This is a genomic window from Pseudomonas sp. SDO5271_S396 (assembly GCF_054071795.1).
In genome coordinates this window covers 24,932-47,383 of the sequence record NZ_JBSVWB010000002.1, presented here as the reverse complement: position 1 = coordinate 47,383, position 22,452 = coordinate 24,932, and the positions used below count along the sequence as shown (strand labels likewise).

The following is a 22,452-nucleotide window of genomic DNA, read 5'->3' as shown; positions in this document are numbered from 1 at the left end:
TGCCTTTGCCCCTAGCCTTGGGCAAAACCAACCACAACAAGGGCGACACCTCATCATGAATCTGGACAATCTGGGCGTCAGGAAGTACTGCACCTTCATCGAGGAAACCTTTATCGAAGGGGGCAAGGAAGCCGGCAAACCCATCACGCTGATCGTGGTGGCCGCCATCCTGAAAAACCCCTGGGCCGGCCAGGGCTTCGTCGAAAACCTGCGCCCCGAAATCCTGCGCCTGGCCCCGGGCCTGGGCCACGAAATGACCCGCCGCCTGATCGCCCTGATGCCGGGTGGCAAGGTCGAAGCCTTTGGCAAGGCCGCCGCCGTCGGTGTGAATGGCGAGATCGAGCACGCCTCGGGCCTGATCCACACCCTGCGTTTCGGCAACCTGTTCCGCGAAGCGGTGGAAGGCACCGCCTACCTGAGCTTCACCAACACCCGCAACGCCCCGGGCGCCCTGCTCGCCCTGCCGATGGTGCACAAGAGCGAGACCGGCAAGCGCTCGCACTTCCTCACCGCCAACTTCCAGGTGGCCGACGCCCCGAGCCCGGACGAAGTGCTGATCGCCATCGGCGCCTCCGACGGCTCCCGCGCCCACCCGCGCATCGCGGATCGCTACCAGGACATGGCAGAGATGGAGGCGGAGAAGTCTTAAACAAAAACCGGCTCAGCCACAGGGATTAGCGCGAACCCCAGCAAAACCGACCGCGCAATTCCGGTTTTTCGACGCAAGCCCACGGCGCCACTCGCCCGTAGGCTTGCTTCAACACCTAATAACAGGAGCACTCCGATGCCGAGCACCGAGATCAGCGCCAACGTTGCAGCCGTCGACCCAGGGGCCTTGCGCCAGGCGTTCGGCACGTTCGTGACCGGCGTGACCGTGATCACCACCCATGACGCCGACGGCAACCCCCGGGGCATGACTGCCAATTCGTTCACCTCGGTGTCCCTCGATCCACCGCTGTTGCTGGTGTGTGTCGGCAAATCCGCCGCCAGCCACGACGCCTTCGCCACCAGCGAACAGTTTGCCGTCAACCTGCTGCACGAAGGCCAGGTCGACGTCTCCGGCACCTTTGCCTCCAAGTCGCCGGACAAGTTCCACACGGTCAACCACGACACCGTACACACCGGCGCGCCGATCCTCACCGACAGCCTCACCTGGTTCGACTGCTCCGTGCACCAGCGCATCGACGCCGGCGATCACCTGGTGCTGATCGGCCAGGTCCGCGCCTTCGGCACCAGCCCCAAGCTGCCCCTGTGTTTCTGCCGGGGGCGCTACGCGAACATCCAGGATCCGTTGCCCGCCAGCTGGCTGGACTCGCACAAGATGATCATCGGTTACCTGATCGAAACCGACGGCGCGATCCTGTTCCGCGCCGACGGCAAGGGCGGCTGGACGCTGCCGGTGGCCGGCAAGCGCAAAGGTTTTATCGACGCCGGGACCAGCGCGTTGCCGGTTGAACTGGAGTCGACCTTTTTGTACTCGGTGTTCGATGTCGACGACACCGACCCGGGCTTTTTGATCTACCGCGCCCAACTCGGCGCACTGGACGGCGAACTGCCCGACACCCTGCGCTTCTTCCCGCTGGACGAGCTGCCCATCGAACAGATGCCCGTCAACGAACTGCGTTCGGTGGTGCGCCGCTACGCCCGCGAACGCGAAAACCAGCAGTTCGGCATCTACACCGGTTCCGCCGCCAGCGGCCGCATCGCGATGCTCGAAAACGCCCCGCTTTGATCCACACAGGACACTTGCATGAAAACCACGGTCAGCGCCCTTGAGGGCAATCGTCTCAACCTGTTTATCGACGGCCGCTTCGTCGCGCCCGAGAACGGCACTTATGTCGACAGCTTCGACCCCACCACCGGTCAATCCTGGTACCAGTTCGCCCAAGGCGATGCTGGCGATGTGGGCCGCGCGGTGGCCTCGGCCAAGCGCACTTTCCATGACCCGCAGTGGCGCAACATGACGCCCACCGCACGCGGCAAGTTGCTCTACCGCCTGGCCCAACTGGTGGCCGAACACGCCGAAGAGCTGGCCCTGCTGGAAACCCGCGACAACGGCAAGCTTCTGCGGGAAATGAGCGCGCAGATGAGCGCCCTGCCCGACGCCTATACCTACTTCGCCGGCATGGCCGACAAGCTGCAGGGCGACGTGATCCCGGTGAACAAACTCAACCAGCTCAACTACAGCAGCCGCGAACCGCTGGGTGTGGTGGGCATGATCACGCCATGGAACTCGCCGCTGATGCTGCTCACCGGCACCCTTGCGCCGTGCCTGGCCATCGGCAACACGGTGGTGATCAAACCTTCGGAACATGCCAGCGCCTCGACCCTGGCCCTGGCCGAGCTGATCATCGAAGCCGGCTTCCCTGCCGGGGTGGTCAACGTGGTCACCGGCAACGGCGCGGTCACCGGCGAAGCGCTGACCCGTCACCCGGACATCGCCAAATACGTGTTCACCGGCAGCACCGACACCGGGCGCCGCATCGCCGGCAACGCGGCGAACAACCTGGTGCCGTGCCAGATGGAACTGGGCGGCAAGTCGCCCCATGTGGTGTTTGCAGACGTAGACATCGAGAAGGCGGTCAACGGTGTCGTGTCCGGCATCTTCGCCGCCGCCGGGCAAAGCTGTGTGGCCGGTTCGCGGTGCTTTGTCGAGGCCTCGATCTATAAGCCGTTCGTCGAAGCGCTGGTGGCGCGCACCCAGCGCATCACCGTCGGGCATCCGATGGAAGCCAACACCGACATCGGCCCGCTGGCCTTGCAGGCCCAGTTGCAGAAGATCGAAGGCTACATCGCCAGCGGCCTCCAGCAAGGCGCCCAGGCCGCCATCGGTGGCAAGCGCCCGAGCGCCGCACACCTGAGTGAAGGCTGGTACTTCGAACCGACGGTGATGGCCAACGCCAGCAACGACATGCCGTTCATGCGTGACGAATTGTTCGGGCCGGTGGTGGGGGTCATGCCGTTCAGCTCCGAAGCCCAGATGATCAGCCTGGCCAACGACACCTCCTACGGCCTGGCCTCGGGCATCTGGACCCAGAACATCGACCGCGCCCTGCGTTTTGCCAACCAGATCGACGCCGGCACGGTGTGGATCAACACCTACCGCAGCTCGGCCTACATGTCGGCCAACGGCGGCTTCAAGCAGAGCGGGTATGGGCGACGCGGCGGCTTTGACGTGATGCGCGAGTTCTCCCGCGCCAAGAACGTGGTCATCGACTATTCCGGCGAGATGCAGGACCCGTTCGTCATCCGCCTGCGCTGATTATTCAAGGAGCCTCACATGAAATTTGCCGTATCCCTGAGCATGGAACGTTTCTCCCCGGACGTGCCGATGCAGACCGTCATGGCCAACCTGTTGGAGTTGGCGAAGATCGCCGATGAGGGCGGTTTCGAAACCCTGTGGACGTCCGAACACCACACCCTCGAATGCACCATTGCGCCCAACCCGTTCCAGACCCTGACCTGGCTCGGCCAGCACACCGAACGCATTCGCCTGGGCACCGCGACCATCGCGGCGGCCTACTGGCACCCGATCCGCCTGGCCGGCGAAGCCGCGTTGTGCGACCACCTGACCAAAGGCCGCCTGGAGTTCGGCATCGCCCGAGGCTCCTATCAGTACGAATTCGACCGCATGACCCCCGGCCTGCAACAGCAGGAAGGCGTCGGCTACATGAAGGAGCTGGTGCCGGCGGTGCAGAAACTCTGGGCCGGTGACTACGCCCATGACGGCCACTACTGGAAATTCCCGCTGACCGCCGCGGTGCCCAAACCCTTGCAAAAGGACCACCCACGTATCTGGGTGGCGGCGCGCGACCCGGGTACCTTCGACTGGGCGGTGGGCATCGGCGCCAATATTCTCTCCACGCCGTTGTCGATGCCCGCGGCGGAAATCGCCGTGCTGGGCGAGAAATTCAACAAGGCCGTAGCCGACAACCCCCACGTGCCGCGTCCGCGTTTCATGATGCAGCGCCGTACCTGTGTCTACGCGAACGCCGACGATTGGCAAGTGCCGGTGCAACACAGCATGGACTTTGGCCGCGCCTTCGAAAACCTGATGCAGAACGTCGGCACCGTGCACAACGGTTTCCCCGAACCGGTGCCGTTCGAAGCGGTGCGCGGCAAGGAGAACTACAACCCGGAAAACATCCGGCGCAACCTGATGTTCGGCACCCCGGACGAGATCATCGCCAAGCTGCTCGACTACGAAGCCGCCGGCGTCGACCAGTATTGCCTGGGCCTGACCTTCAACCTGCCGTTCGAGCTGCAAAAACAGACCCTGCGCCTGTTCATCGACGAAGTGATGCCCGTGTTTGCCGAACGCGAGCGCGCCAAGCGTCGCGAAACGGTGACGGGATAAGCCCATGAGCGACTCACGACAACTGCACGTGGCCAACGTCACGCTCAATTACCGTCTCGACGGGCATGGCCCCCGCACGCTGGTGTGCATCCATGGGGTGGGCTCCAGCCTGGACGCCTGGCGCGAGGTGGTGGCGGAGTTAGTCGACGATTTCACCGTGCTCACGTTCGACCTGCGCGGTCACGGCCAGTCGTCGCGCACACCGGGACGCTACGAAATCGACCACCTGGTCGGTGAAGCCTTGGCGCTGGCCGAGCACGTGGGCTTCGGCGCGTTCGACCTGGCCGGGTTTTCGCTGGGCGGCCTGATTGCCCAGCGCCTGGCCCTGACGCATCCCGAGCGGGTGCGGCGGCTGGTGCTGCTGTCGACCGTCGCCGGGCGCAACGTCGAGGAGCGCGAGCGTGTGGCAGCACGCCTCGCCGCCCTGCAATCCGGCGAACCGGTGGCGCATTACGAAGCGTCGCTGGCGCGTTGGCTGACCGAGGACTTCCAGGCGCGCAACCCCGATGCGGTGCTGCGTTTGCGTCAGCTGAACGCGGCCAACGACCCAGGCTGTTATGCGGCGGCGTACCGGGTGCTGGCCGAGTCGGATTTCGGCGAGCAACTGGGACAGATCCGCTGCCCCACGCTGATCGCCACCGGTTCCGACGATCTCGGCTCCAACCCGCGCATGGCCGCCTATATGCACGAGCGCATCCAGGGCTCGACGCTGCGCATACTGCCGGGCTTGCGCCATTGCATTCTGATCGAGGCGCCGCAGCAGGTGGCGGCCCTCATGCGTGACTTCCTGACCGATTCGGAGACCCACCATGGATAAATCATTACAGGCCCAGGGCGAAAACGTACGCCGCCAGGTACTGGGCAATGCCTACGTCGACCAGGCCCTGGGCAAGGCTGACGATTTCTCGCGGCCGTTCCAGGCCGTGCTCAACGAATATTGCTGGGGCATGGTCTGGACTGACGACGCCCTGGACCTCAAGCAACGCAGCCTGCTCAATCTGGGCATGCTCGCCGCGCTGGGGCGCATGGACGAATTCGGCACGCATTTCTGCGGTGCCCTGCGCAACGGCCTGACCGACGACGAACTGCGCGCCGCCCTGGTGCAGATCGCGGTGTACTGCGGCGTGCCCGCCGGCGTGGAGGCCTTTCGCGTGGCACGCAAGGCCCGGGACAGCATGGCCGCGGCGCAGAGCCCGACCGGCTGACGCCCGGCCCTTGCACCGCCCTGCCGCTCATGCTGTAAGTGATGTGTACAACAACAAGAAATTTTTGCGACTGCACCCTTGCGACTGCACCACCAAGTGACCTTTTACTGCCGGTAGCCCAAAAATTTCGATTGACGAAATATCCGCAGATAGCAAAACAACAATTGGAGGCAATTGGTGAGCGAACGACTAAAGATCGAGAACCTGTACAAAGTGTTCTCGCAGACGCCCGACCGAGCCATGCAGCTCTTGACCGCCGGTGCCAGCAAGGACCGGATCCTGGCCGAGACCGCCACGGTGGTCGGCCTCAATAACGTATCGCTGTCCATTCCCACGGGCGCGATCTACATGATCATGGGCCTTTCGGGCTCGGGCAAATCGACCCTGGCGCGCTGCATCAACCGGCTGAACGAGCCCACCGCCGGCAAGATCCTGCTGGACGGCAAGGACCTGGTGAGCCTGAACGAAAACGAGCTGCGCGAAGTGCGCCGCACACGCATCTCCATGGTGTTCCAGCACTTCGCCCTGCTGCCGAACAAGACCGTGATCGAAAACACCGAATTCGGTCTCAAGCTGCGCGGCGTGCCCCTTGCCGAACGGCGCAAGCGCGCCCTGGAAGTGCTCGGGGTGGTCGGCCTGGCCAAGTGGGCCGACCACCATCCCCATGAGCTGTCCGGCGGCATGCGCCAGCGGGTCGGCCTGGCCCGTGCGCTGACCACCGACGCCGATGTGCTGATCATGGACGAAGCCTTCAGTGCCCTCGACCCACTGATCCGCACCGAGATGCAGGACGAGTTGCTGCGCCTGCAACGCACCCTGAAAAAAACCATCCTGTTCATCACCCACGACTTCCAGGAAGCTCTGAAGCTGGGCACGCGCATCGCGATCATGGCCGACGGCCAAGTGGTGCGCGAAGGCACGCCACAGGAAATCGTCGCCGACCCGGGCAGCGATTATGTCGCCGGGTTCACCCGCGAAGTGGACCGCTCGCGGCTGTTCGATGCGCGTTCGATCATGCGCCCCGCCGACACGCTGCTGGCCCAGGGCGATACCCGCATCGTCGGCAACGACAGCGCCAGCGCCTTTGTCCTCAACGCTGCGGGCAAAGCGCTGGGCGTGCTCGACTCCGGCGCGTTGCTGGCGGTGGGCGCCGGCAGCGATGCCCTGCAACGCCTGTCGCCGCAGTTCGTCAGCGTGCCGGCCAACGCCAAGCTGGTGGAAGTGGCGCGCCTGCTCAAGCCGGGCCTGCCGGTGGCAGTGGTGGACGCCGACGGGCTGTTCGCCGGCACCCTCGACAGCGCCGATATCCTCGATTGCATCGCCAGCGTCCCGCCCCCTCGCCCTGCCGTTTCGGAGGTTGCACACCATGCTTAAGTCAGAAGACCTCGCTGTATTTCCCGTGGACCAATGGATCAGCCAGGGCGTGGAATGGATCGGCATTCACCTGCGCCCGTTGTTCCAGGCGATTCGCTGGCCCGTGGAGCACCTGCTGGCGCTGAGTGACACGGTGATCCACGCCATTCCGTTCCCGGTGATGGTGGTGCTGATGTTCCTGATCGCCTACCGCGCCGCGCGCCTGGGCGTAGCGCTGTTCAGCGCCGCGGCACTGATCGTGATCGCCGCGCTGGGGGTGTGGGACGAAGCCATGACCACCCTGTCGCTGATCACCACCGCGATTGTGATCTGCATGATCGTCGGCATTCCCGTGGGCGTATGGTGCGCCCGCAGCGAACGGGTATGGAGCGTGATGCGACCGATCCTGGACATCATGCAGACCACGCCGACCTTCGTGTACCTGGTGCCGGTGGTGATGCTGTTCGGCGTGGGCACCGTGTCGGGCGAAGTGGCGGTCGTGATCTCCGCCTGCCCGCCCCTCATCCGCTTCACCTACCTGGGCATCCGCATGGTCGAGACCGAACTGGTCGAAGCCGGCCTGGCGTTCGGCGCCGACCGTCGCCAACTGCTCTGGGAAATCCAGTTGCCCCTGGCGATCCCGACCATCCTTGGCGGCCTCAACCAGACCGTGCTGACCGCCATGGTGATGTCGGTGGTGGTGGCGATGATCGGCGCCGAAGGCCTCGGCCTGGTGGTGCTGCAGGGCCTGGGACGCATGGACGTGGGCCGCGCCGCCGTGGGCGGGATCGCCATCGTGCTGCTGGCGATGATGCTCGACCGCATTACCCAGAACCTGGCGCAACCCACACCGCAAAAACGCAAGTCACTGTTCAAGCGCTTGTTCACCCTGCGCGCGGTAAACGCATAACAACCAATCATGAATGCCCGTTATTGACTGCCACCCTTTAACCATAACGAGAAAAACAAAGAGGAAATCATGATGCATCCAGTCAAAACCTTGCTGGGCGTTGCGGCGGTGCTGTACCTGGGGAGCACTTCGGTGCTGGCCGAAAGCTTGCCGGGCGATGGCAAGACCATCCGCTTCGTGCAGTCGGAAAGCACCGGCGGCAACTACGTGATCACCAAGATCGCCATCGAGGCCGCCAAGCGTCTCGGTTATGCGAGCAAATTGAGCACCGTCAACACCACGCTGTTCTTTCCGGCGGCGGCCCAGGGCGACCTGGACCTGTCGATGGACGTGACCTTGCCACAGCTTCAACCCAGCTTCGACAAGGTCAAGGACCGCACCGAAGTGGTCGGTGGCGGTTCCATCACCGGCGCCGGCTACAACGGCTACATGATCGACAAGAAGACCGCCGACGCTTACCACATCACCAGCCTGGAACAGCTGAAAGACCCGAAGATCGCTGGCCTGTTCGGCAAGAACGGCAAGGCCGACCTGATCAGTTGCGACCCGGGCTGGGGCTGCGGTGACGTGGTGGACTACCAGCTCGACAAGTTCGGCCTCAAGGCCACCGTCAACCCGGTGCGCGGCAAGTACGAAGCACTGATGTTCGAAAACGTCGCCCGCCTCAAGCGCGGCGAACCGGTGTTTTTCTACGCCTGGGCGCCGTCCTGGATGACCAACACCATGGTGCCGGGCAAGGACGTGGTGTGGCTGCCGACGCCGTTCGATGCATTGCCGGGCAACGTACCCAGCACCACCAGCGCGCTGACCCCTGGCGTGGAAGGTTGCGCCGGCGGCGCCGACCCGTGCCGCATGGCCATGGCGGCATGGAACTGGTACGCGATCGGCAACAAGCAGTTCATTGCCGCCAACCCGGCGGTGAAAAAGCTGGTGGAACAGATGACCTTCCCGCAGGCCACCTGGAGCTACTGGGAAAAAACCATCAGCCAGGACGGTTCCAGCGAACGCAACATTCGCAAGCTCGCGGATGACTGGATGAGTGAAAACAAGGCCACCTTCGACGGCTGGATCGCCAACGCCAAGGCCGCCCAATAACCCCCGCGCCCCTTGTGGGAGCCGGGCAAGCCCGGCTCCCACAGAAATCACCGGAAATGGCACCGGCAATCAGAAAAAAACCACTGCCACACCCCGGCCAAACCGGCTTTTTCCCGCGCTGCCCTGCCCTAGCATGACTGCACTCAGACGATTGGGAGTGACCACCATGACGTACCAACACCCACTGCTGTTCAAGGCGCTGTGCTATGTCGACGGCCATTGGGTCCACAGTGACAGCGCCAGCAGCATCGCCGTGCACAACCCGGCCACACAGGCAGTGATCGGCCATGTGCCGATGCTCGAACAACCGCAGATTGTCGCCGCCGTCGACGCCGCGCACAGCGCCTTCCCCGCCTGGCGTGAACAGAGCCTGGAGGCGCGCGCAACGATTCTCAAGCGCTGGGCCGCGTTGATCCTCGAACATCAGGAAGACCTCGCCCGTATCCTCAGCCGGGAACAAGGCAAGTCCCTGGCCGAGTCCCGTGGCGAAATCGCCTACGCCGCCAGTTTTATCCCGTGGTTCGCCGAAGAAGCCCGGCGCCTCTATGGCCAGAACATCCCCAGCCATATTCCCGGCGCGCACCTGGGCACGGTCAAGGAACCGGTGGGCGTCTGCGCCCTGCTCACGCCATGGAATTTCCCTTCGGCGATGATCACCCGCAAAGCCGCCGCCGCGCTGGCCGCCGGTTGCACGGTGGTGGTCAAGCCGGCCCACGAAACCCCCTACTCGGCCTTTGCCCTGGCGCAACTGGCCGAAGAAGCCGGGTTTCCCGCCGGGGTGTTCAACGTGGTGCTGGGCGAGCCACAGATGACCATGCAAACCCTGGTGCAGGACATCCGCGTGCGTTCGGTGAGCTTCACCGGCTCCACGCGCGTCGGCAAGCTGGTGCTGCAAGCCGCGGCCCAGGATGTGAAAAAGGTCGCGCTGGAGCTGGGCGGCAACGCACCGTTCATTGTGTGTGCCGATGCCGACCTGGGCCTGGCAGTGAAGGTGGCCGTGGAAGCCAAGTTCCAGACCTCCGGCCAGGATTGCTGCGCGGCCAACCGCATCCTCGTGGACCGTTCGGTCTACCCGGCGTTTCTCGCCCGCTTCGCCGCCGCCGTGCGCGAACTGCGGGTGGGCCCGGCCCTTGTGGGTGACCGGGAGCAGGCGGTGGATGTGGGCCCATTGATGCACCAGGCCGCCTTCGACGTGACTGCCGAGCGGGTGGCCGACGCGCTGCAACAGGGCGCACAACGCCTGGTCGGCGGCGAGGCCCATGCCCTCGGCGGCCTGTTCTACCAGCCCACCGTATTGGCGGATGTCACGCCCGGGATGCGCATCTACCGCGAAGAAAACTTCGCGCCCATCGCCGGGGTGATGCCCTTCGACAGCCTGGACCAGGCGGTTGCCCTGGCCAATGACACCGAATACGGCCTGGCGGCCTACATCTGCTCCAACCGGCTCGACCTGATCTACCCGCTGATCCGTCGCCTCGACCACGCCATGGTCGCGGTCAACGGGGTGAAATTCACCGGCCACCCGATTCCGTTCGGCGGCATGAAGGCCTCGGGCCTGGGCCGTGAAGGCGGCACCGAGGGCTTCGAAGCCTTTGTCGAAACCAAATACTTTTGCCTGCACCACCAAGGACAATTCCCAGGAGACTCGCAATGAACCACGAACTCGACCGCCTGTTCGAACAGGACCGCGCGCACTTCATGCACCCGTCCACCCACGCCCACGACCATGCCAGCGGCGCGCTGAAAGGTCGCATCATTCAAGGCGCCTCGGGCATCCACATCCGTGACCACGAAGGGCGCGAGCTGATCGACGCCTTTGCCGGCCTGTACTGCGTGAACATCGGCTATGGCCGCACCGAAGTGGCCGACGCCATCCACAAGCAGGCCAAGGAGCTGGCCTACTACCACACCTATGTCGGCCACTCGACCGAAGCGATCATCGAGCTGTCGAGCCGCATCATGGACTGGGCGCCGCAGGGCATGGAAAAGGTCTACTACGGCCTGTCGGGTTCCGACGCCAACGAAACCCAGATCAAGCTGGTGCGCTACTACAACAACGTGTTGGGTCGCCCACAGAAGAAGAAAATCATCTCCCGCGACCGGGGCTACCATGGCTCGGGCATCATGACCGGCAGCCTCACCGGCCTGGCCGCCTTCCATCAGCATTTCGACCTGCCGGAACAGGGCATCAAGCACACCGTGTGCCCGCACTGGTACCGCAAGGCACCGACCGGCATGGATGAAGCCGCATTCGTGCGCTATTGCGCCGACGAGCTGGAAAAAATGATCCTGGCCGAAGGCCCGGACACCGTGGCCGCGTTCATCGGCGAGCCGGTAATGGGCACCGGCGGTATCGTGGTGCCGCCGGCCGGTTACTGGGACGCGATCCAGGCCGTGCTGAACAAATACGATGTGCTGCTGATTGCCGATGAAGTGGTGTGCGCCTTTGGCCGCCTGGGCTCGAAAATGGGCAGCCAGCGCTACGGCATGCGCCCGGACCTGATCACCACGGCCAAGGGCCTGACCAGTGCGTACGCGCCACTGTCGGCGGTGATCATCGGCGAGAAGGTGTGGAGCGTGATCGAAAAGGCCTCCACCACCGAAGGCGCCATGGGCCACGGCTGGACCTACTCCGGACACCCGATCTGCGCCGCCGCCGCGCTGGCCAACCTCGACATTCTGCAACGCGAAAACCTCACGGAAAACGCCGAACAGGTGGGGGGTTACCTCAACCGGCGCCTGCGCGAAACCCTCGAAGGCCACCCGCTGGTGGGCGAAGTGCGCGGTGACGGCATGCTCGCCGCCGTGGAATTCATGGCCGACCGCGAGCAGCGCACGCCGTTCGACGCCGCGCTGAAAGTCGGCCCGAAAGTCTCGGCCGCCTGCCTGGAACGCGGCATGATCGCCCGCGCCATGCCCCACGGCGACATCCTCGGCTTCGCCCCGCCGCTGATCCTCACCCGCGAAGACGCCGACCTGATCGTCGACATCACCGTCGGCGCGATAGACCAGGTGGCCAACGAAGTCCTCGGTTGAACACGGCGTACACCCGGCAGGTATGCGTTATCGTTGACGACCTTCGCCGGCAAGCCAGCTCCCACATTGGAGCTCTATTGTTGGCGAGAAAGAGCCCGGCGCGATGACCCTGTTGGCAGAGCTTTTTCAGACACTACCAACCCCCTGTGGGAGCTGTCGAGCCCCGGCGAGGCTGCGAAGACGGTGGGTCAGGCGGCATCTGTGTTAGCAGTGCCGTTGTCTTTGCAGCGATGCGGCGACCCGACAAGCCAGCTCCCACAGGTTTTGTGTTTCAACCAGGGACTTCCCGGGTTGGCAAAATCCCTGTAGGAGCTGTTTTAAGTCTGTGGCCTGTGGAGATTTTCCTTGATGCACAAGCTTGACCGTTACGACCTGAACATCCTGCGCATCCTCTCCGAGGACGGGCGCATCACCAAGTCCAGCCTGGCCGAGGCGATCAACCTGTCGGTGACCCCGGCCTGGGAGCGCGTGCGCAAGCTGGAAAGCGCCGGCCTGGTCAAGGGCTACCGCGCGGTGATCGACTGGAGCCAGGTGTTCAAGAGCCAGCAACTGCTGGTGGAAATCACCCTGGCCCGCCACACCGCCCAGGACATGCGCCGCTTCGAACAGCGCATGGCCGAGGCCGCGGAGGTGGAGTTCTGCTACGCCACCGGCGGCGGCGTGGACTACATCGCGATGATCCGTGCCGCCGACATCGATCAATACCAACGCTTCATCGACCAGTTGTTGGTGGAAGACCTGGCCATCGAACGCTACTTCACCTACATCGTCACCAAGACCATCAAGACGCCCGGCGCGGTGCCGGCGCAAGCGCTGGGCAATCCGTCGCTCAACGGCTAAGCCCCACGCCCGGGAAATACTCCTCCAAACTGTCAACTTCCCTGGATGCTACGATCCCTGCAAGGTAGCCATCCGGGCGCACCAGCATCCAGTCCCCTTTCGCCAGACCGTAGGCACGCTGAAGATGGCCTTGCGCGTCGATCAGCTCATCGCCCGCCCCTACGTGATGAATCGCCAACCCGGGCCGAGGTGCGACCAGCCCACGCGGCGCCTCGAACGCCAGCAACGTCCACTGCGGCCCGCGCAGCAGGTCGAACACCCGCTGCGGCTGGCCGCTCGCGCCGGTCAGCGGCGCATCCGCGGCGCGGTCGCCAGCCATCCGCGCACCTGAGCGGGCAGACGTTTGCAGGGCCAATGCAGACCCGGCATACCCCAGGTCGAGCTGCTGCACTTCCCGGCCCCGGCGCATGTCACCGTCTTTCATCGCCCCCAGCAGGCGGGTGGCCAGCCCGAGCACAGAGGCCGCCACGGGACGCCGCTCCTGCTCGTAAGTGTCGAGCAATGCATCCGGGGCACCCCGGCTCACCGCCGCCAGTTTCCAGCCCAGGTTGTAGGCGTCCTGCACGCTGGTGTTGAGGCCCTGGCCGCCGGTGGGCGGGTGGATATGGGCGGCATCGCCCACCAGCAGCACACGCCCCACCCGGTAGTGGTCGGCCAACCGCGCATTCATGGTGTAGGCCGACGCCCAGGACACCGCCCGCACCTGAATATCATCACGCCCGGTACGCTGCGCGACGAGGGCGGTCAGGCCTCGGGCACTGAGGTCGACCTCGGCGTCCAGCGGGACCGGCGCCTGAATCTGGAACAGCTCGGTACCGGCCAACGGGCACACCGCGATTTGCCGCTGCGGGTCGGCGTCACCGAAGCGGTGCCAGGCATCTCGCGACAGCCCGGACAATTCCACATCGGCCACCAATGCACGCACGCCGAGGGTCTTGCCGGGGAAGCCGATATCCAGCGCGTGCCGGACAAAGCTGCGGCCACCGTCGGCGCCGACCAGCCAGCGGGCGCGCAGGCTTTCTTCGCCCGATGCGCTCGACAACCGGGCGGTGACGCCTTCAGCGTCCTGCACAAAGCCGATCAGCTCGCAGCCGAACTCGGGCCGGCCGCCCAGTTCCAGCAGGCGTTCACGCAGCACCCGTTCGGTCAGAAACTGCGGCACCATCAATGGCAGCTGGTACGGTTCGGCGGGCGTCGGCGCCCTGCCCTCGGTGAAATCGGCGTCGATGCAGGTGCCGTCGTCGCGGTATCGTCGTTCAGTCGGATAGACTCCTCCTGCGGCCATCAGGCGCTCGAGCACCCCGAGGTCTTCGAAGACTTCCTGGGATCTGGGCTGAATGCCCTTGCCCCGCGAACCATGGAAGGGTTGCGCGTTTTTTTCGATCAGGCGTACGCCGATGCCCCTGCGGGCCAGGTCAATCGCCAGGGTCAGGCCGGCGGCACCGGCACCGCAAATCAGAACATCGACAACGGATTGCGCTTTCATACGGATCACCTATATGTGCAATATGCACATATTAAGATGGAGAAACACAGTGTCAATTAAAAATGTGCAAAAAGCACATATGAGCGCGCAACTGCGCGATCTGCATAGCTCACTCGTTGAGATTGTCGGGGTGATGAACCGCCCCCAGCGTGACGAGGCGATGGTGCGCGAAGCCGGAATCACCCTCGACCGGGCCTTGTTCCCGCTGTTGGTGCTGGTGGAGCGGCTGGGGCCGATTGGCGTCGTCGAACTGGCCGATCGCGTGGGACGTGACTACACCACCGTGAGCCGGCAAGTCACCAAACTGGAAAGCCAGGGCCTGATCGAGCGCCAGGCAAGTTCGCTGGACCGGCGAGTGCGGGAGTCGGTGATCACCGAAAAAGGCAAGGCCATGACCGACCGCGTAGACGACGCCCGCGAACGCATGGGTGTTTCGATCTTTTCCACCTGGGACGAAGGCGATTTCGACAACCTGGTGCGGCTGATGCGCAAGTTTGCCGAAGAACTGAAAAACGATTCGATCCGGGCCACCCGGGACCTGACCTGAAGGAGGCCCCGGGCGGGTCGCGAGTCAGTTCACCCCCAGCTCCACCGCATCCCCGTTCAAGCGCACCGGCCAGACCCGCAGGCGTTGTTGCGGCGCCTCCAGGCATTGGCCGTCCTCCAGGCGGTAATGCTGTTTGTAGATCGGCGCGGCCACCACCAGGTCGCCCTTGATATTGCCGATCAAGCCACGCCCGATCACATTGGCCCCGGATTCCGGGTCGTGGTTGTCGATGGCATACAGCGCTTGCGCCTGGGGCAGGTAGAACAGCGCCACTTGCGCGCCGTCGAACCACACCACCACCCCGGAATTGCTCACCAGGTCCTGTGCACTGCACACGGTTTTCCAGGTGGCCAGGTGTCGCTGAACATTGGACGAGTGCATCAGGCAATCTCCTCGATGACGGGAATCAAGTTGAGTTCGGCGGCCATGATCGGCCGGCGCTGGCCGCGCTCCTGGACGAAGTGGATGTCCGGGTCCGGGCGTTTGTCGTTGACGAAGGTACGGAAGCGCTTGAGTTTTTCCGGGTCCTTGAGGGCATTGGCCCACTCGCACTCGTAGCGGTCGACCACCAGCTGCATCTGCCCTTCCAGCTCGGCGCCCAGGCCCAGGCTGTCGTCGATAATCACGTCCTTGAGGAAGTCCAGGCCGCCTTCCAGGCTCTCGCGCCATACCGAAGTGCGCTGCAAGCGGTCGGCGGTGCGGATATAGAACATCAGGAAGCGATCGATGTAGCGGATCAGCGTGGCGTCATCCAGGTCAGTGGCGAACAGTTCGGCATGGCGCGGGCGCATGCCGCCGTTACCGGCGATGTAGAGGTTCCAGCCGTTCTCGGTGGCGATCACGCCCACGTCCTTGCTCTGCGCCTCGGCGCACTCGCGGGTGCAGCCGGACACCGCGAACTTGAGCTTGTGCGGCGAGCGCAGGCCCTTGTAGCGGTCTTCGATGAGCAGCGCCATTTTCACGCTGTCCTGCACGCCGTAGCGGCACCAGGTGCTGCCCACGCAGGACTTCACCGTGCGTGTGGACTTGCCATAGGCATGCCCGGTCTCGAACCCGGCGGCGATCAGTTCGCCCCAGATGTCCGGCAGCTCGTGCAGTTGCGCGCCGAACAAATCGATGCGCTGGCCACCGGTGATCTTGGTGTAGAGGTCGTATTTCTTCGCCACTTCGCCGATCACGATGAGTTTGTCTGCGGTGATCTCGCCACCCGGGATGCGGGGCACCACCGAATAGGTGCCGTTTTTCTGCATGTTGGCCATGAACGTGTCGTTGGTGTCCTGCAACGGCACCAGCGATGCGTCCATGATCGGCTGGTTCCAGCACGATGCGAGGATCGAGCCCACCGCCGGCTTGCACACATCGCACCCGGTATGGCCCCGGCCATGTTTGCCCAACAGTGCTTCGAAGGTGGTGATGCCTTCCACGCGCACCATCGCGTACAGCTCTTGGCGGGTGAAGGCGAAGTGTTCGCACAGGCTCTTGTCGACACTGACGCCACGGGCGATCAGTTCATGCTCGAACACTTGCTTGAGCAAACCGGCGCAACCGCCGCAACCGGTACAGGCCTTGGTCTGCGACTTGAGCAGGCCGAGGTCGGTGCAGCCGCCATCGATGGCCGAGCAGATCGCGCCCTTGGTCACGTTGTGGCACGAGCATACCGTGGCCGACTCGGGCAAGGCGCCCGGGCCCAGGGTCGGTGCGCCGCCGGTGGAAGGCAGGATCAGGCTGGCCGGCTCGGTGGGCAACGCGATGGTGTTCTGCATGTATTGCAGCAGGGTGTCGTAGTAGCTGTTGTCACCCACCAGCACCGCGCCGATTACGTGCTTGCCGCTGGCGTCCACCACCAGGCGACGGTAGCTGGCGCTGGCCTCGTCGATGAATTGATAGCTGCGTGCGCCCGGGGTGTGGGCGTGGGCATCGCCGATGGACCCGACGTCCACCCCCAGCAGCTTGAGCTTGGTGGACATGTCGGCGCCCACGAACGGTTCGGCGGTCTGCCCGCACAACAGTGCGGCAACGCCCCGGGCCATCTGATAACCCGGTGCGACCAGGCCGAACAGGCTGCCGTTCCACGAGGCGCATTCGCCGATAGCATAGATGTTCGGGTCGCAGCTCAAGCACTCGTCATTGATCACCACGCCACCGCGCGGACCGATCTCCAACCCGGCCTGGCGCGCCAGCGCATCCTGGGCACGAATGCCGGCGGAGAACACGATCAGGTCGGTTTCCAGGAACTCGTCATTGGCAAAGTTCATGCGGTAGCGGTAATGCTCGCCGGCGCTGATCGACTGGGTGGCTCGGGACAAGTGCACGCCGACGCCCAGGCGTTCGATCTGGGCCTTGAGGGCCAGCCCGCCGAAGTCATCCAGTTGCACCGGCATCAGGCGCGGCGCGAACTCCACCACATGCGCCTCCAGCCCCAGGCTCTTGAGTGCGTTGGCCGCTTCCAGGCCCAGCAGGCCGCCACCGACCACCACGCCACGGCGTGCACTGCGGGCGGCGGTGCGAATGGCGTCGAGGTCTTGCAGGGTGCGGTAGACCAACCGCGAATCGCCTTCGGCGCCTTCGATGGGCGGCACGAACGGATAGGACCCGGTAGCCAGCACCAGCTTGTCGTACGGCACGCATCCGTCGGCGGTGATCACTTCGCGGCGGGCCCGATCGATTTCCAGCACCGGCACGCCCAGGTGCAGGGTAACCCCCGGCGTCTGGTACAGCGACGCCTCGGACAAGGCCAACGACTCGGCATCGCGACCCGTGAAATATTCCGACAGGTGCACGCGGTCATAGGCGCGCATCGGCTCCTCGCTGAACACGTGCAGGCGGTAATGCGCCAGTGCGCCACGTTCGATCAATTGCGCCACGCAGTGGTGGCCGACCATGCCATTGCCGACGACGACCAGGGTTTTCAGACTGTTCATATAAGGCACCCGACAACGCTCATCACGGTTTTAAAAAAGCAAAAAAAAACGCCTGAAACCTTACGGTTCCAGGCGTCTTTGCCTGTTCTTATGCGGGTTCGGATCGGGCGACTGCGCCTGACCTTCCGCTATTACCCCTGTTGTCGATCGTCGTTGACCGAGGTGGGTTGAGGGTGGACTTGCAGGCTCTGTGCCAATTGGCTGCGACGCCCGCAGGACTGGCTTGCGCGGCGAGTGACCCTGCGCCAGACCGTGTTCCACGCCTCCAACTGGTGCGCATCGCTTCAAAAATGTGCACATTCAGGTGCGCTGGGTATTTGTTGTGCTGAGCAGAATATGTGTTGTGCTGGACAGGATGCTTTTCTGTAGTGAGCGGGCTTGTCCCGCGCTGGAGTGCGCAGCGCTCCCGTTTTTGGGGCTGCTACGCAGCCCGGCGCGGGCGGTGCGACGATTCGACAAGCCCGCTCACTACAGGGCATCAGTAGCTTCACCCTGGGGAGACATTTCCCCACACGACATCCGATAAAAAGCTGGCGCGTGACTTGCTAGCAACACCTCAACCAGGCAGTCAACGCAGACTGACCGCTCACGACAAAGGCGCCGTGTGGCCCCCGTTTTTCAACGGAGGGCCGCATGGCGCTTTTTTTGTTTATGAAGGTGATCGATGGCAAATCAGAGCGTCCGCAGCGTGTGCCCCTATTGTGGCGTGGGCTGCGGCATCGTCATGCAGGTGGAACACAACAAAGTGGTCAAGGTGATCGGCGACAAGGCCCACCCCACCAACTTCGGCCGCCTGTGCACCAAGGGCACCACCTGCGGTCAGGCCATCGCCGACTCCGGGCGCATGGAGAACGCCTACCTGCGCCAGGCCCGCGATCACGATCCGGTGCGCCTGCCCATGGACAAGGCGCTCCGTGAAACCGCTGGCCGCCTGCGCCGCATCCTCGACACTCACGGACCGGATGCACTGTCGTTCTATGTGTCGGGCCAGATGTCGCTGGAAGCCCAGTACCTGATCAATAAGTTGGCCAAGGGTTTTGTACGCACCGCCAACCTGGAGTCCAATTCGCGGCTGTGCATGGCCAGCGCCGGCAGCGGCTACAAGCTGTCACTGGGCTCCGACGGCCCGCCTGGTTCGTATGACGACTTCGACCGTTCCAACCTGTTTTTCGTGATCGGCGCCAACATGGCCGACTGTCACCCGATCCTGTTCCTGCGCATGATGGACCGGGTCAAGGCCGGCGCGAAGCTGATCGTGGTCGACCCCCGACGCAGCGCAACGGCGGACAAGGCCGACCTGTTTCTGCCCATCAAGCCGGGCACCGACCTGGCCCTGCTCAACGGCCTGCTGCACCTGCTGGTCAAGAACGGCCACACCGACCCTGCCTTTATCGCCGTCTTCACCGAAGGCTGGGAGGCGATGCCGGGGTTTCTCGACGACTACCCGCCCCCTGTCGTGGCCGAACTGACCGGCTTGGCCGAAGCGGATATCCGCCAGGCCGCCACCTGGATCGGCGAGGCCACCGAGTGGATGAGTTGCTGGACCATGGGTCTCAACCAGAGTACCCACGGCACCTGGAATACCAATGCCCTGTGCAATCTCCACTTGGCCACCGGCGCCATCTGCCGCCCGGGCAGCGGGCCGTTTTCCCTCACCGGGCAACCCAATGCCATGGGCGGTCGCGAAATGGGTTACATGGGCCCGGGCCTGCCGGGCCAGCGCTCGCTATTGGTCGAAGCCGACCGCGCCTTTGTCGAAGACCTGTGGCAGTTGCCCACCGACAGCCTGCCGCGCTCCGCCGGCAGCGGCACCGTCGCGATGTTCGAGCAGATGGCCGCCGGACAGATCAAGGCCTGCTGGATCATCTGCACCAACCCGGTCGCCAGCGCGCCCAATCGCCGCAAAGTGATCGAGGGCTTGCAGGCCGCCGAGTTGGTCATCACTCAGGATGCCTTTCTCGACACCGAAACCAACCGTTACGCCGACATCCTGCTGCCCGGCGCCCTGTGGGCCGAGGCCGAAGGGGTGATGATCAACTCCGAGCGCAACCTGACGCTGATGCAAAAGGCCGTGGACGCCCCCGGCGACACCCTGCCCGACTGGCAGATCATCGCCCGGGTCGCCTGCGAGATGGGCTTTGCCGAGGCGTTTACCTACGCCAGCGCCGCCGAGGTGTTCGAGGAGATCAAGCGCGCCTGGAACCCCGCGACCGGCTACGACATTCGCGGCACCAGCCATGCACGCCTGCGCGAACGCCCCGTGCAATGGCCTTGCGCATCCAGTGATGCCGGCGACCGCAACCCGATCCGCTACAGGAACGGCGGCACGCTGCGCTTCGCCACTGCTGACGGCAAGGCGCACTTCCTGCCCCGCCCTCACCTGCCGCCGGCGGAAATGCCCGATGAGGGCCTTCCCTTCGTACTCAACACTGGCCGCGTGCAGCACCAGTGGCACACCCTGACCAAGACCGGCAAGGTCGCAACCCTGAACAAACTCAACCCCGGCCCCTTCGTCGAACTGCACCCCGAAGACGCCGCCAGCCTGGGCATCAAGGACAAAGACGCAGTGGAAGTGCGCTCCCGACGTGGCCGTGCGGTATTGCCGGCGCGAGTCACCGACCGTGTGCGGCCCGGCAACTGTTTCGCGCCCTTCCACTGGAACGATGTGTTCGGCGAACACCTGGCAATCAACGCCGTCACCCACGATGCCGTCGACCCGATTTCGTTGCAGCCTGAATTCAAATTCTGCGCGGTGGCGCTGGCCCGGGTCGAGCTGATCGACCATCGGTTCCTCGACGGCCCGGCCGCCACCGATTCATCCCCTTCAGTAGAGGACCTCAGCATGTCGCGCCTCGACGCCTTCGCCGAAATCGCCGGCATCCGTAACGTCTCGCCGCCGCAACTCGGCGACCGTGAGCGCACCTACCTCGCCGGTTTCCTCAGCGGTTTGCAGTCGGGCGCCGGGGGCCAGGTCGCCGGTGTACCGACGCTGCCCTCCAGCGCGCCGCTGGCCGCAGACACCCGCCTGTGGCTGGACGGTGTACTCGCCGGGCTGTTCAGCCGTGCCGACAACACCGCCGTTGCGCTGCCCGCGCTGGAGTCGCCCGCCGTGACCTTGCTGTGGGCCTCGCAAACCGGCAATGCCGAAGCCCTGGCCGAGCGCTTCGCCCTGCGTTTGCGTGACAGCGGCATCAACGTGCAACTGAGTGCCATGGCCGACTTTCCCGCCAGCAAACTGGCCAGCACCCACACCCTGGCGCTGATCAGCAGCACCTTTGGCGACGGCGATCCGCCGGACAATGGCCAGGCGTTCTGGCACAGCCTGAACAACGCCGAGATGCGTCTGGAATCGCTGCGCTTCGCAGTGCTGGCCCTGGGCGATCCGAATTACGATCAGTTCTGCCAGCACGGCAAGCAACTCGACCAGCGCCTGCTGGAACTGGGTGCCACGCGCCTGCTGGAACGCGTCGACTGCGACACCGAATTCGAAGAGCACGCCGAGGCCTGGTTGCAGCGTTTGCAACACAGCCTCAACCCGGCCAAGGCCGCCGCGCCCGCCACCCACGCCGGCAAAACCAAGTTGCACGGCGCGCGGTTGTTGCTCAATCGACACTTGAACCCACAGAGCCAACACAAGGAGACGCGCCAGTTCGCTCTCGACCTGGCAGGCTCCGGGTTGAGCTATGAAGCCGGTGATGCCCTGGGCGTGAAGCCGCGCAACTGCCCGGAGCTGGTTGACGAGCTGCTGGGCCTGACCCGTCTGGCTGCCACGACGCCAGTGAACATCGATACCTTTGGTGATCTGCCGCTGCAACAGGCACTCATCCAGCATTTCGAAATCGCCCGGCCCAGCAGCGACACCCTGGCGTTTATCGCTGAACGCAGCGCGAACTCGGGCCTCAAGCAGTTGCTCGAACCCGAACGCAAGGCTGCCCTCAAGGATTGGCTGTGGGGCCGGCAACTGGCGGATGTGCTGCATGAATACCCCATCGACTGCACGGCGGACGAACTGCTCGGCACCCTCAAGCGCCTGCAACCGCGCCTGTATTCCATCGCCTCCAGTGCCAAGGCCCACCCGCAGGAAGTGCACCTTACCGTGGCCGCCGTGCGCTATGGCAAACGCAAGGGGGTGTCGTCGACCTTCCTCGCCGACCGTGCCGGCGACGGCGACGTGCCGGTGTTCGTGCAACCGTCCAAACATTTCCGTACGCCCAGCGACGGCGACGTGCCGATGATCATGATCGGCCCGGGCACCGGCATCGCGCCGTTCCGCGGTTTTTTGCAGGAGCGCCGCGCCCAGGGCCACTCGGGACGCAACTGGCTGTTCTTTGGCGAACAGCATGCCGCGACGGACTTCTACTACCGCGAAGAGTTGCAGGGCATGCAGCACGACGGCCTGCTGACCCATCTGAGCCTGGCGTTTTCCCGCGACCAGCCGCAGAAGATCTACGTGCAAGACCGCATTCGCGAAAACGGCGCCGAACTGTGGCGCTGGTTGCAGGACGGCGCCCGGCTGTATATCTGCGGCGACGCCAGCCGCATGGCCAAGGACGTCGACCAGGCGCTGCGTGACATCGCGCAAACCCACGGCGGACTGGGCCTCGAGGGCGCCGGCGAGTACTGGCGCCAGTTGAGCGAACAGAAGCGTTACCTGCGTGATGTGTATTGATTGGATACAGAACAATCGCCTTTTGTATTGTGT

17 protein-coding genes are annotated in these 22,452 nt (G+C 64.4%); 14 read left to right on the top strand and 3 right to left on the bottom strand.

What is annotated here, in order from left to right; all coding sequences use genetic code 11:
- Nucleotides 1-55 precede the first annotated feature (55 nt).
- The 12 genes from ACW9IN_RS01870 to ACW9IN_RS01815 all read left to right on the top strand — a co-directional run bounded on the left by ACW9IN_RS01870 (nt 56) and on the right by ACW9IN_RS01815 (nt 12,796).
- Entirely contained in the window at nt 56-649 is a 594-nt protein-coding gene (locus ACW9IN_RS01870) for an amino acid synthesis family protein (RefSeq protein ID WP_457364285.1), read from the top strand.
- 135 nt (nt 650-784) lie between these two features.
- Nucleotides 785-1,732, top strand: a complete 948-nt coding sequence (locus ACW9IN_RS01865; RefSeq protein WP_457364284.1) for a flavin reductase family protein — start codon at nt 785-787, stop codon at nt 1,730-1,732.
- Nucleotides 1,733-1,750: 18 nt separating this feature from the next.
- Nucleotides 1,751-3,262 carry an aldehyde dehydrogenase gene (locus ACW9IN_RS01860; RefSeq protein ID WP_457364283.1) on the top strand — a complete coding sequence of 504 codons (1,512 nt, stop codon included), beginning with the start codon at nt 1,751-1,753 and terminating at the stop codon, nt 3,260-3,262.
- 18 nt (nt 3,263-3,280) lie between these two features.
- Nucleotides 3,281-4,357: an LLM class flavin-dependent oxidoreductase gene (locus ACW9IN_RS01855; protein WP_457364282.1), complete on the top strand. Its 1,077-nt coding sequence runs from the start codon at nt 3,281-3,283 to the stop codon at nt 4,355-4,357.
- Between the two features lie 4 nt (nt 4,358-4,361).
- Nucleotides 4,362-5,174, top strand: a complete 813-nt coding sequence (locus ACW9IN_RS01850) for an alpha/beta fold hydrolase (protein ID WP_457364281.1) — start codon at nt 4,362-4,364, stop codon at nt 5,172-5,174.
- Entirely contained in the window at nt 5,167-5,562 is a 396-nt protein-coding gene (locus ACW9IN_RS01845) for a carboxymuconolactone decarboxylase family protein (RefSeq protein ID WP_457364280.1), read from the top strand. Before ACW9IN_RS01850 ends, ACW9IN_RS01845 begins: the two co-directional genes overlap by 8 nt.
- Nucleotides 5,563-5,739: 177 nt before the next feature.
- Nucleotides 5,740-6,936, top strand: a complete 1,197-nt coding sequence (locus tag ACW9IN_RS01840; RefSeq protein WP_457364279.1) for a quaternary amine ABC transporter ATP-binding protein — start codon at nt 5,740-5,742, stop codon at nt 6,934-6,936.
- Nucleotides 6,929-7,825, top strand: coding sequence for an ABC transporter permease (locus ACW9IN_RS01835; RefSeq protein ID WP_457364278.1), 897 nt, complete (start codon nt 6,929-6,931; stop codon nt 7,823-7,825). The genes ACW9IN_RS01840 and ACW9IN_RS01835 overlap by 8 nt, the downstream gene beginning before the upstream one ends.
- A 69-nt stretch (nt 7,826-7,894) precedes the next feature.
- A complete protein-coding gene (gene proX / locus ACW9IN_RS01830) occupies nt 7,895-8,920 on the top strand; it encodes a glycine betaine/L-proline ABC transporter substrate-binding protein ProX (RefSeq protein WP_457364277.1) in 1,026 nt (341 codons plus the stop codon).
- 166 nt (nt 8,921-9,086) lie between these two features.
- Complete coding sequence (locus ACW9IN_RS01825; protein ID WP_457364276.1) at nt 9,087-10,574, top strand: NAD-dependent succinate-semialdehyde dehydrogenase; 1,488 nt, start codon at nt 9,087-9,089, stop codon at nt 10,572-10,574.
- The gene (locus ACW9IN_RS01820; RefSeq protein WP_457364275.1) at nt 10,571-11,956 is read left to right on the top strand and encodes an aminotransferase; all 1,386 of its coding nucleotides are present in this window, start codon (nt 10,571-10,573) and stop codon (nt 11,954-11,956) included. Before ACW9IN_RS01825 ends, ACW9IN_RS01820 begins: the two co-directional genes overlap by 4 nt.
- A gap of 348 nt (nt 11,957-12,304) precedes the next feature.
- Nucleotides 12,305-12,796, top strand: coding sequence for an Lrp/AsnC family transcriptional regulator (locus ACW9IN_RS01815; protein WP_457364274.1), 492 nt, complete (start codon nt 12,305-12,307; stop codon nt 12,794-12,796).
- Here the strand turns inward: ACW9IN_RS01815 and ACW9IN_RS01810 are convergent.
- Nucleotides 12,786-14,282 (bottom strand): FAD-dependent oxidoreductase, encoded by a 1,497-nt coding sequence (locus tag ACW9IN_RS01810; RefSeq protein WP_457364273.1) that lies wholly within the window; start codon nt 14,280-14,282, stop codon nt 12,786-12,788. The genes ACW9IN_RS01815 and ACW9IN_RS01810 overlap by 11 nt on opposite strands.
- A 79-nt stretch (nt 14,283-14,361) precedes the next feature.
- Between ACW9IN_RS01810 and ACW9IN_RS01805 the strand changes: the two genes are divergently transcribed.
- The gene (locus ACW9IN_RS01805) at nt 14,362-14,829 is read left to right on the top strand and encodes a MarR family winged helix-turn-helix transcriptional regulator (RefSeq protein WP_457364272.1); all 468 of its coding nucleotides are present in this window, start codon (nt 14,362-14,364) and stop codon (nt 14,827-14,829) included.
- A 24-nt stretch (nt 14,830-14,853) separates the two neighbouring features.
- Here ACW9IN_RS01805 and nirD read toward each other — a convergent pair whose 3' ends face one another.
- Both nirD and nirB read right to left on the bottom strand, forming a co-directional pair.
- Complete coding sequence (gene nirD / locus ACW9IN_RS01800) at nt 14,854-15,210, bottom strand: nitrite reductase small subunit NirD (RefSeq protein ID WP_457364271.1); 357 nt, start codon at nt 15,208-15,210, stop codon at nt 14,854-14,856.
- The gene (nirB, locus tag ACW9IN_RS01795) at nt 15,210-17,750 is read right to left on the bottom strand and encodes a nitrite reductase large subunit NirB (RefSeq protein ID WP_457364270.1); all 2,541 of its coding nucleotides are present in this window, start codon (nt 17,748-17,750) and stop codon (nt 15,210-15,212) included. The genes nirD and nirB overlap by 1 nt, the downstream gene beginning before the upstream one ends.
- A gap of 664 nt (nt 17,751-18,414) precedes the next feature.
- Between nirB and ACW9IN_RS01790 the strand changes: the two genes are divergently transcribed.
- Nucleotides 18,415-22,419: a molybdopterin-dependent oxidoreductase gene (locus ACW9IN_RS01790; protein ID WP_457364269.1), complete on the top strand. Its 4,005-nt coding sequence runs from the start codon at nt 18,415-18,417 to the stop codon at nt 22,417-22,419.
- Nucleotides 22,420-22,452 lie beyond the last annotated feature (33 nt).

Coding starts and splice junctions, on each gene's coding strand:
- ACW9IN_RS01790 (WP_457364269.1), top strand. CDS start 18,415: ATGGCAAATCAGAGCGTCCGCAGCGTGTGCCCCTATTGTGGCGTGGGC.
- ACW9IN_RS01815 (WP_457364274.1), top strand. CDS start 12,305: ATGCACAAGCTTGACCGTTACGACCTGAACATCCTGCGCATCCTCTCC.
- ACW9IN_RS01820 (WP_457364275.1), top strand. CDS start 10,571: ATGAACCACGAACTCGACCGCCTGTTCGAACAGGACCGCGCGCACTTC.
- ACW9IN_RS01855 (WP_457364282.1), top strand. CDS start 3,281: ATGAAATTTGCCGTATCCCTGAGCATGGAACGTTTCTCCCCGGACGTG.
- ACW9IN_RS01870 (WP_457364285.1), top strand. CDS start 56: ATGAATCTGGACAATCTGGGCGTCAGGAAGTACTGCACCTTCATCGAG.
- ACW9IN_RS01835 (WP_457364278.1), top strand. CDS start 6,929: ATGCTTAAGTCAGAAGACCTCGCTGTATTTCCCGTGGACCAATGGATC.
- ACW9IN_RS01810 (WP_457364273.1), bottom strand. CDS start 14,282: ATGAAAGCGCAATCCGTTGTCGATGTTCTGATTTGCGGTGCCGGTGCC.
- proX (WP_457364277.1), top strand. CDS start 7,895: ATGATGCATCCAGTCAAAACCTTGCTGGGCGTTGCGGCGGTGCTGTAC.
- ACW9IN_RS01865 (WP_457364284.1), top strand. CDS start 785: ATGCCGAGCACCGAGATCAGCGCCAACGTTGCAGCCGTCGACCCAGGG.
- ACW9IN_RS01860 (WP_457364283.1), top strand. CDS start 1,751: ATGAAAACCACGGTCAGCGCCCTTGAGGGCAATCGTCTCAACCTGTTT.
- ACW9IN_RS01845 (WP_457364280.1), top strand. CDS start 5,167: ATGGATAAATCATTACAGGCCCAGGGCGAAAACGTACGCCGCCAGGTA.
- nirD (WP_457364271.1), bottom strand. CDS start 15,210: ATGCACTCGTCCAATGTTCAGCGACACCTGGCCACCTGGAAAACCGTG.
- ACW9IN_RS01825 (WP_457364276.1), top strand. CDS start 9,087: ATGACGTACCAACACCCACTGCTGTTCAAGGCGCTGTGCTATGTCGAC.
- nirB (WP_457364270.1), bottom strand. CDS start 17,750: ATGAACAGTCTGAAAACCCTGGTCGTCGTCGGCAATGGCATGGTCGGC.
- ACW9IN_RS01850 (WP_457364281.1), top strand. CDS start 4,362: ATGAGCGACTCACGACAACTGCACGTGGCCAACGTCACGCTCAATTAC.
- ACW9IN_RS01805 (WP_457364272.1), top strand. CDS start 14,362: ATGAGCGCGCAACTGCGCGATCTGCATAGCTCACTCGTTGAGATTGTC.